The 12,296-nt window shown below is 70.6% G+C and carries 14 protein-coding genes and 1 riboswitch; of the genes, 7 read left to right on the top strand and 7 right to left on the bottom strand.

The features are described from left to right. Nucleotides 1–17: 17 nt before the first annotated feature. Nucleotides 18–584 (top strand): aerial mycelium formation protein, encoded by a 567-nt coding sequence (locus ACFXI3_RS11370; RefSeq protein WP_344266192.1) that lies wholly within the window; start codon nucleotides 18–20, stop codon nucleotides 582–584. Continuing rightward, a complete protein-coding gene (locus tag ACFXI3_RS11375; RefSeq protein ID WP_378399446.1) occupies nucleotides 581–1,525 on the top strand; it encodes an asparaginase in 945 nt (314 codons plus the stop codon). Before ACFXI3_RS11370 ends, ACFXI3_RS11375 begins: the two co-directional genes overlap by 4 nt. Here the strand turns inward: ACFXI3_RS11375 and ACFXI3_RS11380 are convergent. Further along, nucleotides 1,506–2,402, bottom strand: a complete 897-nt coding sequence (locus tag ACFXI3_RS11380; RefSeq protein ID WP_344266198.1) for a hypothetical protein — start codon at nucleotides 2,400–2,402, stop codon at nucleotides 1,506–1,508. The genes ACFXI3_RS11375 and ACFXI3_RS11380 overlap by 20 nt on opposite strands. Nucleotides 2,403–2,609: 207 nt before the next feature. On the opposite strand from ACFXI3_RS11380, the gene ACFXI3_RS11385 reads away from it, so the two are divergent. The 3 genes from ACFXI3_RS11385 (at nucleotide 2,610) to ACFXI3_RS11395 (ending at nucleotide 4,666) form a co-directional block, all read left to right on the top strand. Then, a complete protein-coding gene (locus ACFXI3_RS11385) occupies nucleotides 2,610–2,792 on the top strand; it encodes a DUF3073 domain-containing protein (RefSeq protein ID WP_037353984.1) in 183 nt (60 codons plus the stop codon). A gap of 111 nt (nucleotides 2,793–2,903) precedes the next feature. After that, a complete protein-coding gene (locus ACFXI3_RS11390; protein ID WP_344266205.1) occupies nucleotides 2,904–3,764 on the top strand; it encodes a 3-hydroxybutyryl-CoA dehydrogenase in 861 nt (286 codons plus the stop codon). Nucleotides 3,765–3,832: 68 nt separating this feature from the next. Next, nucleotides 3,833–4,666 (top strand): alpha/beta fold hydrolase, encoded by an 834-nt coding sequence (locus ACFXI3_RS11395; RefSeq protein WP_378399447.1) that lies wholly within the window; start codon nucleotides 3,833–3,835, stop codon nucleotides 4,664–4,666. On the opposite strand, the gene ACFXI3_RS11400 is transcribed toward ACFXI3_RS11395, so the two are convergent. From ACFXI3_RS11400 to ACFXI3_RS11415, 4 genes are read right to left on the bottom strand one after another with little or no spacing between them, the layout of a single operon-like run. Then, nucleotides 4,659–5,444 carry an ECF transporter S component gene (locus ACFXI3_RS11400; protein ID WP_378399448.1) on the bottom strand — a complete coding sequence of 262 codons (786 nt, stop codon included), beginning with the start codon at nucleotides 5,442–5,444 and terminating at the stop codon, nucleotides 4,659–4,661. The two genes, ACFXI3_RS11395 and ACFXI3_RS11400, sit on opposite strands and share 8 nt — an antisense overlap. Beyond that, the gene (locus ACFXI3_RS11405) at nucleotides 5,441–7,039 is read right to left on the bottom strand and encodes an ABC transporter ATP-binding protein (protein WP_378399449.1); all 1,599 of its coding nucleotides are present in this window, start codon (nucleotides 7,037–7,039) and stop codon (nucleotides 5,441–5,443) included. The genes ACFXI3_RS11400 and ACFXI3_RS11405 overlap by 4 nt, the downstream gene beginning before the upstream one ends. Further along, entirely contained in the window at nucleotides 7,036–8,115 is a 1,080-nt protein-coding gene (locus ACFXI3_RS11410) for a CbiQ family ECF transporter T component (protein ID WP_378399450.1), read from the bottom strand. Before ACFXI3_RS11410 ends, ACFXI3_RS11405 begins: the two co-directional genes overlap by 4 nt. Continuing rightward, nucleotides 8,102–8,752: a hypothetical protein gene (locus ACFXI3_RS11415; RefSeq protein WP_344266220.1), complete on the bottom strand. Its 651-nt coding sequence runs from the start codon at nucleotides 8,750–8,752 to the stop codon at nucleotides 8,102–8,104. The genes ACFXI3_RS11410 and ACFXI3_RS11415 overlap by 14 nt, the downstream gene beginning before the upstream one ends. Before the next feature lie 12 nt (nucleotides 8,753–8,764). After that, nucleotides 8,765–8,914: riboswitch (cobalamin riboswitch) on the bottom strand. A gap of 28 nt (nucleotides 8,915–8,942) precedes the next feature. Here ACFXI3_RS11415 and ACFXI3_RS11420 point away from each other — a divergent pair. Both ACFXI3_RS11420 and ACFXI3_RS11425 read left to right on the top strand, forming a co-directional pair. Beyond that, entirely contained in the window at nucleotides 8,943–9,836 is an 894-nt protein-coding gene (locus ACFXI3_RS11420) for a Gfo/Idh/MocA family protein (RefSeq protein ID WP_378399451.1), read from the top strand. Nucleotides 9,837–10,029: 193 nt separating this feature from the next. Next, nucleotides 10,030–10,761 (top strand): GNAT family N-acetyltransferase, encoded by a 732-nt coding sequence (locus ACFXI3_RS11425; protein WP_378399452.1) that lies wholly within the window; start codon nucleotides 10,030–10,032, stop codon nucleotides 10,759–10,761. On the opposite strand, the gene arfB is transcribed toward ACFXI3_RS11425, so the two are convergent. After that, entirely contained in the window at nucleotides 10,758–11,186 is a 429-nt protein-coding gene (arfB, locus tag ACFXI3_RS11430) for an alternative ribosome rescue aminoacyl-tRNA hydrolase ArfB (protein WP_370933219.1), read from the bottom strand. The two genes, ACFXI3_RS11425 and arfB, sit on opposite strands and share 4 nt — an antisense overlap. Nucleotides 11,187–11,219: 33 nt before the next feature. Next, complete coding sequence (gene purM, locus ACFXI3_RS11435) at nucleotides 11,220–12,290, bottom strand: phosphoribosylformylglycinamidine cyclo-ligase (protein ID WP_182892735.1); 1,071 nt, start codon at nucleotides 12,288–12,290, stop codon at nucleotides 11,220–11,222. Between the last annotated feature and the right edge of the window lie 6 nt (nucleotides 12,291–12,296).

Genomic DNA, 12,296 nt, shown 5'->3' on the forward strand with positions numbered 1-12,296 from the left:
TGGAGCAGGATGTGCCCGTGATCGAAGTGCGTCCCGGCGGGCGGCGACGGATCGACCGCGTCCTCGGCCCGGGATATCTCACCGGATTAGGCGACTTGCCGCTCCCGGTGCTGCGCGAGCGGCGCGACGAGGCCGCGCAGGAAGAGACAGACCTGTCCTACCTGCGCCGGCTCCTGCACGCCCGCATCGACATCGTGCGCGCGGAACAGGAGCGCCGTTCGTCCGGCGGGGAAGCCAGCATCGTCGACCGGCTCGCGTCGATCCTCGCCGACAACGCGCTCGGCCCCGCCGCCGGTTCGGGCCGCCACCAGCAGCTCGAACCGTCCCGCGCGGGCGAGCACCGCAGGCACGCTGAGGCACTGATCGGCGACACCGGGCTCACCGACGTCGGCTCGCTCACCGACGACAAGCTCGCCGCCGCGCTGGACACGTACGCGGCCGAGGAAGCGTCTGTGTCCTCCTTTCGCCGCCAGGTCCAAGGCGTGATGGACACGCTCAACGCCGAGATCGCCGCGCGCTACAGCAGCGGAGCGGCCACTGTGGACCAGCTGCTGGACAGCGAACTGGGGCGCGTCGAGGAATGACCGGCCAGCCGATTCTCGTCGAGGTCGTCCGGAACGGGTTCGTCGAGAGCGTCCACCACGGATGCCTCGTCGTGACCGCGCCGGACGGCTCCGTCCAGTTCTCCGCGGGCGATGTGACCAGCCCGTTCTTCCCCCGGTCGGCGAACAAGCCGCTGCAGGGCGTCGGGATGCTCCGCGCCGGGCTCGGTTACGACGGCGCGGACCTGGCGCTGGGCTGCGCCTCGCATTCCGGCGAAACCGGACATCTCGAGCGCGTCGCCGCGATGCTGTCCGCGGCCGGGCTCGATCCCTCGGCGCTGGCCTGCCCGGCCGAGCTGCCGATCGGCGAGGACGCCCGGCGCGCGGCCGACGAGCCGCGGAAGATCACGATGAACTGCTCCGGCAAGCACGCGGCGATGCTCGCCACCTGCGTCGCGAACGGCTGGGACATCGAGGACTACCAGAGGCCAGGCCACCAACTACAGGTCCAGCTCGCGAAGACGGTCGAGGAGCTGACCGGCGAATCCATCGCCGCGGTCGGGGTCGACGGCTGCAGCGCGCCGCTGTTCGCGTTCTCGCCGACCGGCCTCGCCCGGTCGTTCGGCCGCCTTGTTCAGGCCGAGCCGGGCACCGACGAACGCCGGGTGGCCGACGCGATGCGCGGGCACCCGTGGCTGGTCGCGGGCACCGGCCGCGAAGACACCCGGCTGATGCAGGCCGTGCCCGGGCTGCTGTCGAAGAGCGGCGCGGAGGGCGTCCTGGCGTTCACGCTCGGCGACGGCACCGCGTGCGCGATCAAGATCGCGGACGGCAGCAAGCGAGCCTTGGCTCCGCTGGCCATGGCCGTCCTCGCTCGGCTCGGCATCGAGGCGCCGGAAGAACTGGCCGACCTGGTCCATCCGCCGGTGCTCGGCGGTGGTCAACCGGTAGGCGAGCTGCGGGTCAGTTGGAGTGCTCCTTAGCCGCGAGGTCGCCCCAGAACTCGCGCAGCTGCGAAAACAGCTCGGCCAGCTCCTCGACGTTCCCGGTGCGCAGCGCGTCGAGGATGTCGTGGACCTCCTCCGCGGTGGAGTCGGCGTCCAGCAGCGAATCGGCGAATAGCTGCACGAGACCGCCGTAATCCAGCTCGACGACCGAGTCCGCGTCGAAGCTCTCCAGCCACTGGCGGGTCTGCGAGAGCACCCGGCCGGGGCCGGAGTCGCCGAAGGTCGTCTCGATCAGCTCGCCCGCTTCGGACGCCCGCCGCAGCGCCTCGGACATCGGGGTGCGCCAGGACGCCTCCCGCGTCGGGTCGCCCGGGCCGCTGCCGAGCACGAGCTTGCGCTCGTCCGGGTCGACCAGTGAAAACCACGGCAGCGGGACGGTCCAGGTGGTGGTGAGGGTGTGCGCGGCGGTGGCGGTGAGGTCGGTCATCGCGGCCTTGGTCTGGGCGCGGGCGCGATCCGCGGTGACGCCGCCGGAGTCGAGGACCGCGATCCGCAACGCCGGCTCGGCGTCGGCGAGGAAGGTGCTCAACGCGGCGGCCGAGCGGGCGCGCACTTCGAGCGGGCACGCGAACGGGCCTTCGGCCGAGTGGCCGGCGGGGACGTCGGCCGGATCCAGCACGAGCACGTCGTTGACGAGACTCGGCGAGGGGCGTCCGTCGCGCAGCTGCGCGGGCAGCAAACGCACCGGCGCGGCCGCCTGTGACTTGAGCCACATCCACTGTTCGCGTTCGCCGATCCCGACCCGGCTGAGCCCGCCCGCGGAAACGGCCTCGACCAGCTGTTGCGCGGGGGGATCGCCCAGCGCGCGCAGAGGTTCGTACACCCGCAGATAGGCCACGAAGGGTCGGAGCACCCGAGCATCGTGGCACGCCGACCAGGGCCGATCGGCATCGACGTGCCGGTAACCGGCGTCCGGCGGACACTGTCGCGACGAGCACACCGTGCCACGTCGCATCCAACCCCCGGGACACGGTACGGTGTCAGCAGGAAAGAACTGTCGAGACGATGCGGGGCCGCCGATTCCCCCGGCCGCCCCGCCCCTGTGCGAGGGGGTCGAGCCATGGGGCGCGGCCGGGCTAAGGCCAAGCAGACGAAGGTGGCGCGCGAGCTCAAGTACAGCTCCCACGACACCGATTTCGATGCTTTGCAGCGCGAGCTGTCGAGTAGTTCCTCGGACAACCACGAGGACGACAAGCGGTACGAGGACCCGTACGACGACGGGTACGACGAGTACCGCCGTTGACGCAGGCACACGACACGCGAGGGCGGAATCGGACTGAGGTCCGAGACGCCCTCGTGCGTTGTGTGCTGCCCGTTTTCTTGCTGTCGGCGAGGTGACGAAGGAGTTGGACGGGTGAGCGACATCGCACGAGTAGGTGTGGTCGGAGCAGGGCTGATGGGCTCCGGCATCGCCGAGGTGCACGCCAGGTCCGGGTTGGACGTGCTGGTCACCGAGGTGAACCAGCCCGCTCTCGACGCGGGCAAGGCGCGCATCGAGAAGTCGCTGCAACGCGGCGTCCGCAACGGCAAGCTGGCCGCCGAGGACGCCGAAGCGGCGCTCGGGCGGCTTCGCTTCACCACGGACATCGCCGAGTTCGCCGACCGCGATCTCGTCGTCGAGGCCATCCTGGAACAGGAGCAGGCCAAGGTCGACGTGTTCCGGCAGCTGGACAAAATCGTCGAGCGCGAGGACGCGGTGTTCGCGTCCAACACCTCGTCGATCCCGATCATGAAGCTCGGCATGGCCACCGGCCGTCCGCAGCAGGTCGTCGGCATCCACTTCTTCAACCCGGTGCCGGTGCTGCCGCTGGTCGAGCTGGTCCCGTCGCTGCTGACCAGCGAGGAGACCGCCCGCCGGGCCGAGGAGCACGCCACCGGCGCGCTGGGCAAGACGGTGATCCGGTCGCAGGACCGGGCCGGGTTCATCGTGAACTCACTGCTGGTGCCGTACCTGCTGTCGGCGATCCGGATGATCGAATCGGGCTTCGCCTCGGCCGAGGACATCGACCGCGGCATGGAGCTGGGCACGGCGCATCCGATGGGTCCGCTGCGGCTGTCCGACCTGATCGGCCTCGACACCATCAAGGCGATCGCGGACTCGATGTACGCGGAGTTCAAAGAGCCGCTGTACTCGTCGCCGCCGCTGCTGCTGCGCATGGTCGACGCCGGGCTGCTCGGCAAGAAGACCGGCCGCGGGTTCTACTCCTACTCCTGACTTTAGTTGCGGGCCTGATCCACTTTTCCCCGCTGTGCTGGGCCGGGCGGGTCGCTTGACTGTGCGGCATGACTTCGACGTTCGTCTTCGCCGCCGGTGCCAACGGCGTGTCCGCCGCCCCGCCGGAACTCGTGCTGCGCGGGTATCGCGGGGTGGGGGTGCCGCAGCCGGAGCAGCAGTTTCGGCTGTCGTACCAGGCTCCGCAGGCTCTCGGCGCGTTCGCCACGGAACCGTCGGCGCTGGCCGGCGTGACCGTGGCCGACCAGGTCGCGACCACTGTGGACGTCGTCCGCCGCGCCGCCACGCTGGGTCCGGTCGTGCTGGTCGGGTCGAGCATCGGCGGCGCGCTGGTCACGCTCGTCGCCGAAGAGGTCCCGGATCTGGTGTCGGCGCTGGTCTACGACGCCGCGTTCTGCTGTGTCGATCTGCCGACGCCGGAGGAGTACTTGGCGACGCCCGAAGCCGCGTCGTCGCAGGTCGGGGCGATGCTCGGGTTCATCGCGGCCGATCCGGCGGTGATCGGTGCGATGCGGTTCAACTGGCGGTCTTCGTCGGCGGAGGCGTTGACGGCGGCGAAGGCGGCTCTTTGCGCGGACGCCACCGACGGCGAGTTCTACGCCTTGCTCAACGCGATGGCCCCGGACGACATCATCGGCCGCAGCTCGACCGATTCGCGCGGCACGCCGGAGCGGTGGGGGCGCGTCCCGCGCTTCTACGTCCGGCATCTCCAAGACCGCCTGGTGCCGCTCGCCCTGCAGGACCGGATGATCGCCGAGGCCGACGCACGCACGCCCGGCACGCAGTTCGAGGTGCACGACATCGACACGTCGCACTTCCCGAACGCGGCCGGCATGGCTCAGTTCGTCGAGGTGCTGGACAAGGTCGGCCAGTCGCTCAGCTGAACGCGGCTCGTCGTGCGGCCCGGCGCAGCACCGTCAGGATCGCCGGGCCCAGCACGAGGATCGCGACCAGATTCGTGAGCGCGCGGCCGGTGTCCCAGCCCAAAGTGGACGTCAGCACGGTGAAGACCAGGAACCGGTGCAGGTTTTCGCCGAGCGGGCCGCCCGGGACGAAGTCCAGCGCGGTGTGGCTCGCCAGGAACGGCCAGGTGAAGAGGCTCATCGCGAGGCCGTAGAAGTAGGCGGCAACCACGCCGTAGACCGCCAGCATCGCGATCTCCCACCGGCCCTTCACCCGGCGCGGCAGCAGCCCGGCACCCAGGCCGACCAGCGACGACGCCAGCATCTGGAACGGCAGCCACGGCCCGACCCCGCCGGTGAGCAGCGCGGACGCGAACAGCGACGTCGAGCCGAGGACGAACCCGAAGCCTGGCCCGAAGACCCGCCCGGCCAGCACGAGCAGGAAGAACACCAGCTCGATCCCGCCGGTGCCAGCGCCCAGCGGACGCAGCGCGGCGTTCACCGCGGACAGCACGCCGAGCAGCGCGAGCGCCTTCGCGTCGAGTCCGCCGCTGGACAGCTCGGCCAGCACGATCAGGATCAGCACCGGGAGTGTCACGAGAAAAACGAACGGCGCGTCGGTCACGTGTGCGGAGGTCCCGACGGTGCTGCGGGCGAGCAACGGCCAGCAGAACATCGCCAGGCCGACCACGACGGCGGCCGTCAGCACCAGCGCCGTGCGGTGCCGGATGCGGACGGCGGGGCCAAGGAAATCGGTCACGCCAACGCCTTCGCCACCGCGTCCACGGTCAGCCACGGCTCCGGCGCGAGGATCTTCGCCACCTGCGGCGCGAAGGCGGGCGAGGCCACAACGACGTCCGCGGTCGGGCCGTCGGCGACCACTTCGCCCTCGGCCAGGACCACGACGCGGTGCGCGGCGGAGGCGACGAACTCGACATCGTGGGTGGCCAGCAGCACCGCGTGCCCCTCGGCGGCCAGGTCGGCGAGGATGGTCGCGAAGTGCCGTTTCGCCGGGTAGTCGAGGCCGCGGGTCGGCTCGTCCAGCAGCACGACCGGCGGGGCGGCGGCGAGTTGCACGGCGAGGACCAAGGCGAGTCGCTGGCCTTCGGACAGGTCTCGCGGGTTGGTGTCGTCTTCGATGCCGGGCACGAGGCGGTCGAGCAGCTTCCGCGCGGTGCCTGGTGTGACGTCCGATTCGACGTCGGCCTGTCGGCATTCCGCGCCGACTGAGTCGAGATACAGCAGGTCAGACGGGGTCTGCGGAACCAGGCCGACGCGGGTGCGGGCAGCGCGCGAGCGGAGCGTCTTCGGGTCCGCGCCTTCGACGTCGACCGTGCCGTCGGATCGGGGTCCGCTGCCCTGCAACGCCCACAGCAGCGAAGATTTGCCCGAGCCGTTCCGGCCCATCAGCGCGACAACCTCGCCGCGATCCAGCCGCAGGTCAACGCCGCGCACCGCGTTCACGCCGCCGTACCGAACCCGCACACCTCTCGCGGTGAGGACCGCTTCGCCAGAGCTTTGTGCCGCCTGAGCCGGCAGACGCTCGGCGAGGCGTTCCCTGAGCGGACTGGCGAGCCGTCGGGCGTCGCGGACCGAGAGGGGCAGCGGCGACCAGCCCGCGAGTCGTCCCAGCTCCACGATGGGCGGCGCGACATCGGTCTCGGCGAAAACCTCCGCCGGCGGACCGGACACCACGGTGCCGTCGCCGGGCAGGTAGAGCAGGCGGTCGGCGTACTGCGCGACGCGTTCCATCCGGTGCTCGGCGACGACAACCGTCGTGCCCAAGTCGTGCACCAGCCGCGTGATCGCGGCCAGCACCTCCTCGGCCGCGGTCGGGTCGAGCGCCGATGTCGGTTCGTCCAGCACCAGCACGCTCGGATGCGCCGTGAGCACCGCGCCGATCGCGACGCGTTGCTGCTGCCCGCCGGAGAGCGTCCGAAGTGGACGGTCGCGGAGTTCGGCGATGCCCAGCAGGTCAAGGGTTTCCTCGACGCGTTTGCGCATCACGTCCGGCGCGACAGCGAGCTGCTCCATCGCGTAAGCCAGTTCTTCCTCGACGGTGTCGGTGACGAATCCGGCCAGCGGATCCTGCCCGACCACGCCGACCACCGACGCCAGTTCGCGCGGCGGATGCGTCGCGGTGTCGAGCCCGGCGACCGCGACGCGTCCAGCCAGCTTGCCGCCGGTGAAATGCGGGACGAGACCGTTGATCGCCCCGAGAAATGTCGACTTGCCGACACCGGTACGCCCGGCGACCAGGCAGAGCTCGCCTTCCTCGATCACGAGGTCGACGTCCCGGAGCACCGGCCGGTCCGCCCCGTCGTAGGTGACGCTGACGTGCGAGAACTCGATCATCGGGCGACCTCCGACACCAGCGCCGGACGCGGCGCGAACCAAGCGGGCAGCACACTGATCAGCACCGCGACGGTCGGCAGCAGCGGCAGCTCCGGCCAGGTCAGCGGGCTGGCCGGGGTGGTGAGCGACACCGGGTCGGCAATCAGCACGAGCACCGCGGTCGTGACGCCGCACAGCGCGACCAGCGTCTCCGGCAGCCGCCACGGATCGGGCCGGTAGGTCGTTCGCCGGATCTGCCGTCCGCCCAGCACGAATCCGGCGGTGGCGAGCACCAGACCGGCGATGAGCATCGGCACGCCGAGCCACGAAGCGGACCCGTCGAGCACGCCGTAAACCCCCACCGCGACGCCGACCAGCCCGGCCAGCACGCAGGTCGCGATCAGGATCCGGACGCGTGGCGAGAGATACGCGCGCCGTCCGTAGCCGCGGGAATCCATCGCCGACGCGAGCTGCAGCGATCGGTCCATGGCGTCGGCGAGCACGGGCACGAAAATCCCCTTCACGAACCGAAGGCCGCGCGTCTTGCCGGAACGCAGCCGACGCGCGCGGCGCACCCGTTGCACGCTCTCGACCAATTGCGGCGCGACGGACAACGCGACCGTGACCGCGGTACCAACCTCATACAGCGCGCCGGGTACGGCTTTGAGCAGGCGTTTCGGGTTCGCCAGCGCGTTCGCGGCCCCGATGCAGAGCACGATCGTGGCCAGCCGGAGCCCGTCGTACAGCCCGCCGAGCAGCTCCTCGGCCGAAGTAGGGCCGAGGAGCTGAATGCCGGCGGCGACGCTCGGCAGCGGGATGGTCGGCAGCGTGAACAGGATGTGGCCGCCGTCCTCGCCGCCGATCAGGATCCGGAACAGCACGCGCGACGCCAGGATCACCCCGGCGATCCAGGCGTACATCCGGAACGCCAGCGCCCACGGCGCGTCGCCGCGGCGGAGCACCACGACGAACCCGGCGACCGCGATCACGAGCGCGAGCAGAACCGGGTTCGTGGTCCGGCTCGCGGCGACGGCGAGCGCGAGCGCCCACACCCACCACGCGCCGGGATGGAGCGCCCGCGGACTACTCCGCGGCACGCCTGCGACGCACCGCGACGACCGTCCCGGCCACCGCGAGCAGCACGACGACCACGATGCCGATCACCAGGCCCCACGGGAATCCACTGTCCGAAGTGGACGCCGGGGCTTGGGCAGGCGCGGCGGCCTTGCGCACCGGCTCGGTGCGCGGCGGCGGATACTCGGTGTAGGACTTGCCGATCGCGAAGGACCAGCCCTCGAACGCCCCGGCCGGCGGCTTCCAGCTCTGTGCGCCGACCTGCGCCGACTCCCATTTGCCGCCGTTGGTGGCGGTCCAGAAGCTCCACGACGCCTTCTCCGGCGGCATCCCGGTGCAGGCTTGGTCAGCGGGCTTGCCCTCGATCTTGCACATCACGGCCAGGCCGTATTTGCCCGCGCCGGCGAGTTCGAAACCCGCGTTCTGCAGGGCGGTGACGCCGTTTTCCTGCTTGCCGGGCGCGCACCGGATGAGGGTTTCCCCGCCCAGCCCCTGGAAATCGACGATTACCGTGACGCCGTTGTCGTCCTGGCAATAGCCGTCGGCGCCCTTGCCGGGCGTGGTCGCGGAGGCGGAGGACGCCCCGCCTAAACCGGTGGCGACGAGAAGAGCGCAGCCGGCGAGGACTCGCCCCCAGTGCCGCGCGTGCACGAATCGCATGTCAGATGTACCTCGCATCGATCGGACCACGACGGGCGATCCGGCTCGCGGTCCCTCGAGGGGCCGCTCACGGTTGCGGGCCAGCGCCGGATTCTCACCGGCTTCCCCCGTTCGTGGCGAAGAACTTGTCGACGTTAACGCACCGCAGGCCCCGCTGGAAGCGACCGCGGCCACACCTACACTTCCGGGCGTGGGACAGGACCAGCTGCGCGTCGGCCTCGTAGGAACCGGACCGTGGGCCACCACGGTGCACGCTCCCGGGCTCGCGGATCATCCAGGGACCGTGCTCAGTGCCGTGTGGAGCCGTCGGCCGGAGGCCGCCGCCGCGCTCGCGCAGGCCTACGACGCCGTGCCGACCAGCGATCTGGACGAGCTGTTCGAGCAGGTCGACGCGCTCGCGTTCGCCGTACCGCCGACCGTGCAGGCCGAGCTGGCGACCCGGGCCGCGGAGGCGGGCAAGCACCTGATCCTCGAGAAGCCGATCGCCCCCGACCTCGCCTCGGCGCAGCGTCTCGCCGACGCCGTGACGTCCGCTGGCGTCGCGTCGCTGGTGATGCTGACGCTGCGGTTCGCTCAGCAGACGCGCGATTGGCTGGACGGCGTCACCGCTGCTGGCGGTTGGCGAGGCGGCAGCGTGCGGTGGCTGTCCGGCGCATTGCTCGCCGGGAAGTACGCGACCTCGGCCTGGCGGCAGGATCCGGCTGCCGGCGCGCTCGCCGACATCGGCCCGCACGCGTTCGACCTGCTCGACGCCGCCCTCGGCCCGATCACCGACGTCCTCGCCGCGCACCGCGGTCCCGAGGACCTGTGGCAACTGCTGCTCGAACACGAAGGCGGCATCACGAGCACCGCGACGCTCAGCCTGCGCCTGCCGGTGCAGCCGACGGTGGTCGAGTACTCGGTCTTCGGCGAGCACGGCTTCCGCACCCTCGGCCGCACCGGCACGGCGAACGACGCGTACACCGCGCTGCTGGACGATTTCGCCGCGATGGTGTCGTGCGGAACGACCACGCATCCCTGCGATGTCCGGCGGGGCGTGCACCTGGCTCGGATCGTGGACCAGGCGCGCGCCGCTCTTCGCTGAGCCCGTTTATTCGCTTGCCCGGCCTGAGACGATGAACGGGAAGTTCGTTTCGGACGAAGGAATGCCTATGTGCTCCGCCACGGCCCACTCCGGCCGCGTGGCCTGAGCTGTTCGGCCTGCGCGCCGGTCGTGGGGTTCGCCCTGCCCGGTTCTTGTGCTGCATTCCTTCTTTCTCGAAAGGCTTCCACCAGAGATGTCCGCCCTTCAGGCCTACGTCCGCGCGACCGCACCGATCGGCCGCGACACCGAGCGCATCGGCCCGTTCCTGGCGACTTTCGCCGAGGACAGCTCGCATCCGATGGAGAACTACGCCATCCCCGATGACAGCGCCGCACCCACGCCCGCTGAGATCGCTCTGTTGATTTCCGCTTACCAGCAACGAAATCTCCTGCCGCGGCTGGAGTTCTTCACCGACGCCGCTCCCGACGTCGAGAAATCCCTTGTCACCGCAGGCTTCACGCTGGAACGACGCGTGCCGGTGATGACCTGCACTGCCGAAGACCGCGTCGATTGCGGCGCACCGGAGCACGTTCAGCTTCGGGAACCGTTGTCCGACAACGAATTCCGCCGCCTGCGGTCCGTGCAGAATGTCGCCTTCGGCGAGTCTCCGGAGGTGTCGGATGCTGATGTCGAACGCAACCGCAACTACCTGACCGTCCTGGCCGAACACGGCGAAACCATTGTGGGCGGCGGAATCGCGCTGGACATCGTCTCCGGTGCAACAGAAATCGTCGGCATCGCGGTGGCGGCCGAGTACCGCGGCCAAGGCATCGCGGCGGCAATCACCGCGTACCTAACGCGCCTCGCCCACGAACGCGGCGCACGGACGGCTTTCCTCACACCAGGCGATGTCGGCATCGGGACCGTGTACCGCCGCGCGGGCTACCAAGTCGCCGGTGAGTGCGTGCACCTGTCGCTGACCTAATCGTCGTACCGGCCGCCGCGACCACGCTTCACATCACTGCGGCGCTTCTTCGCCGCCAAACGGCGTTCCTTCGAGCCTCGCGAAGGCTTGGTCGGACGCCGTTTGGCAGGCGGCGGCGCGGAAGCCTTCGTCAACACGTCGGCCAACCGCTCCCGGGCCGCGTCGCGGTTCATCAGCTGGGAGCGGTACTCGCTGGCCGCGATGGTCAGCACGCCGTCGACCAGACGCGTGCCCAAACGGGCCGTGATGCGTTCCTTCAGCGCGGGCGGGATCACGGCGGAGCTCGCGACGTCGAACGACAGCTCGACGCGCGAGTCCGTCGTGTTCACGCCCTGTCCGCCCGGTCCCGAGGACCGGGAGAACCGCTCTCGCAGTTCGGCGCCCGGGATCACGAACCGGGCGCCGACGCGTACGTCCTCCGCCATGTCTTCAGTGTCTCAAGACGTGGCAAGCGGCTTTCAGAACCGCGGGTGGTCGCCGGACAGCACCGCGCGCGGGCCGTCCGGGTCTTCGGCGGGCTGGACGTCGCCGAGAATCCACGCGGGCACGTGCCGCGCGGTGAGCACCGCCAGCGCCCGGTCGACGTCCTCGGCCGACACGATCGCGACCATGCCGACGCCCATGTTGAACGTCTTCTCCAGCTCCGCGCGCTCGACCTTGCCGCGCTGCCCGATCAGCGCGAACACCGGAGCCGGCGTCCACGTGCCGCGTTCGAGCTTGGCGACCAGGCCGCGCGGCATCACGCGCGCGAGGTTGGCCTCGAGGCCGCCGCCGGTGATGTGCGCGAACGTGCGCACCTCGGTCTCGGCGACCAGCGCGAGGCAGTCCTTCGCGTAGATCTTGGTGGGCTCGAGCAGTTCCTCGCCGAGGGTGCGGCCGAACTCCTCGACGTGCCCGTCCAGCGGCATCCGCGCGATGTCCAGCAGCACGTGCCGGGCCAGCGAGTAGCCGTTGGAGTGAAGGCCGGACGAGCCCATCGCGATCACGACGTCACCGGGGCGGACCTTCTCCGGCGAGAGCAGCGCGGACGCCTCGACCGCGCCGACGCCGGTGGCCGACAGGTCGTAGTCGTGCTCGCCCATCAGGCCGGGGTGCTCGGCCGTCTCGCCGCCGAGCAGCGCGCAACCAGCCTGAACACAGCCCTCGGCGATGCCGCCGACCAGCGCCGCGATCTTCTCCGGCACGACCTTGCCGACCGCGATGTAGTCCTGCAGGAACAGCGGCTCGGCCCCGGTGACGACGAGGTCGTCGACCACCATCGCGACCAGGTCGATGCCGACCGTGTCGTGCTTGTCGAGCGCCTGCGCGACCGCGATCTTGGTGCCGACGCCGTCCGTCGACGACGCGAGGATCGGCTCTTTCCACTTGTCGAGCTTGAGGGAGAAGAGCCCGGCGAAACCGCCGACCCCGCCGCGCACCTCGGGCCTCGTGGCTCGCTCGGCGTGTGGCTTGAGCAGCTCGACGGCCTGGTCACCGGCGTCGATGCTGACCCCGGCGGCTGCGTACGTGGCGCTCGTGGACTCGCTCACGGAAGC

It is taken from the genome of Amycolatopsis sp. NPDC059235, assembly GCF_042754125.1.
GTDB lineage: Bacteria > Actinomycetota > Actinomycetes > Mycobacteriales > Pseudonocardiaceae > Amycolatopsis > Amycolatopsis albidoflava.

Excerpts from the sequence above, each read along its gene's own strand:
- ACFXI3_RS11375 (WP_378399446.1), top strand. The coding sequence starts at position 581 with ATGACCGGCCAGCCGATTCTCGTCGAGGTCGTCCGGAACGGGTTCGTC.
- ACFXI3_RS11385 (WP_037353984.1), top strand. The coding sequence starts at position 2,610 with ATGGGGCGCGGCCGGGCTAAGGCCAAGCAGACGAAGGTGGCGCGCGAG.
- ACFXI3_RS11395 (WP_378399447.1), top strand. The coding sequence starts at position 3,833 with ATGACTTCGACGTTCGTCTTCGCCGCCGGTGCCAACGGCGTGTCCGCC.
- ACFXI3_RS11405 (WP_378399449.1), bottom strand. The coding sequence starts at position 7,039 with ATGATCGAGTTCTCGCACGTCAGCGTCACCTACGACGGGGCGGACCGG.
- ACFXI3_RS11415 (WP_344266220.1), bottom strand. The coding sequence starts at position 8,752 with ATGCGATTCGTGCACGCGCGGCACTGGGGGCGAGTCCTCGCCGGCTGC.
- ACFXI3_RS11425 (WP_378399452.1), top strand. The coding sequence starts at position 10,030 with ATGTCCGCCCTTCAGGCCTACGTCCGCGCGACCGCACCGATCGGCCGC.
- arfB (WP_370933219.1), bottom strand. The coding sequence starts at position 11,186 with ATGGCGGAGGACGTACGCGTCGGCGCCCGGTTCGTGATCCCGGGCGCC.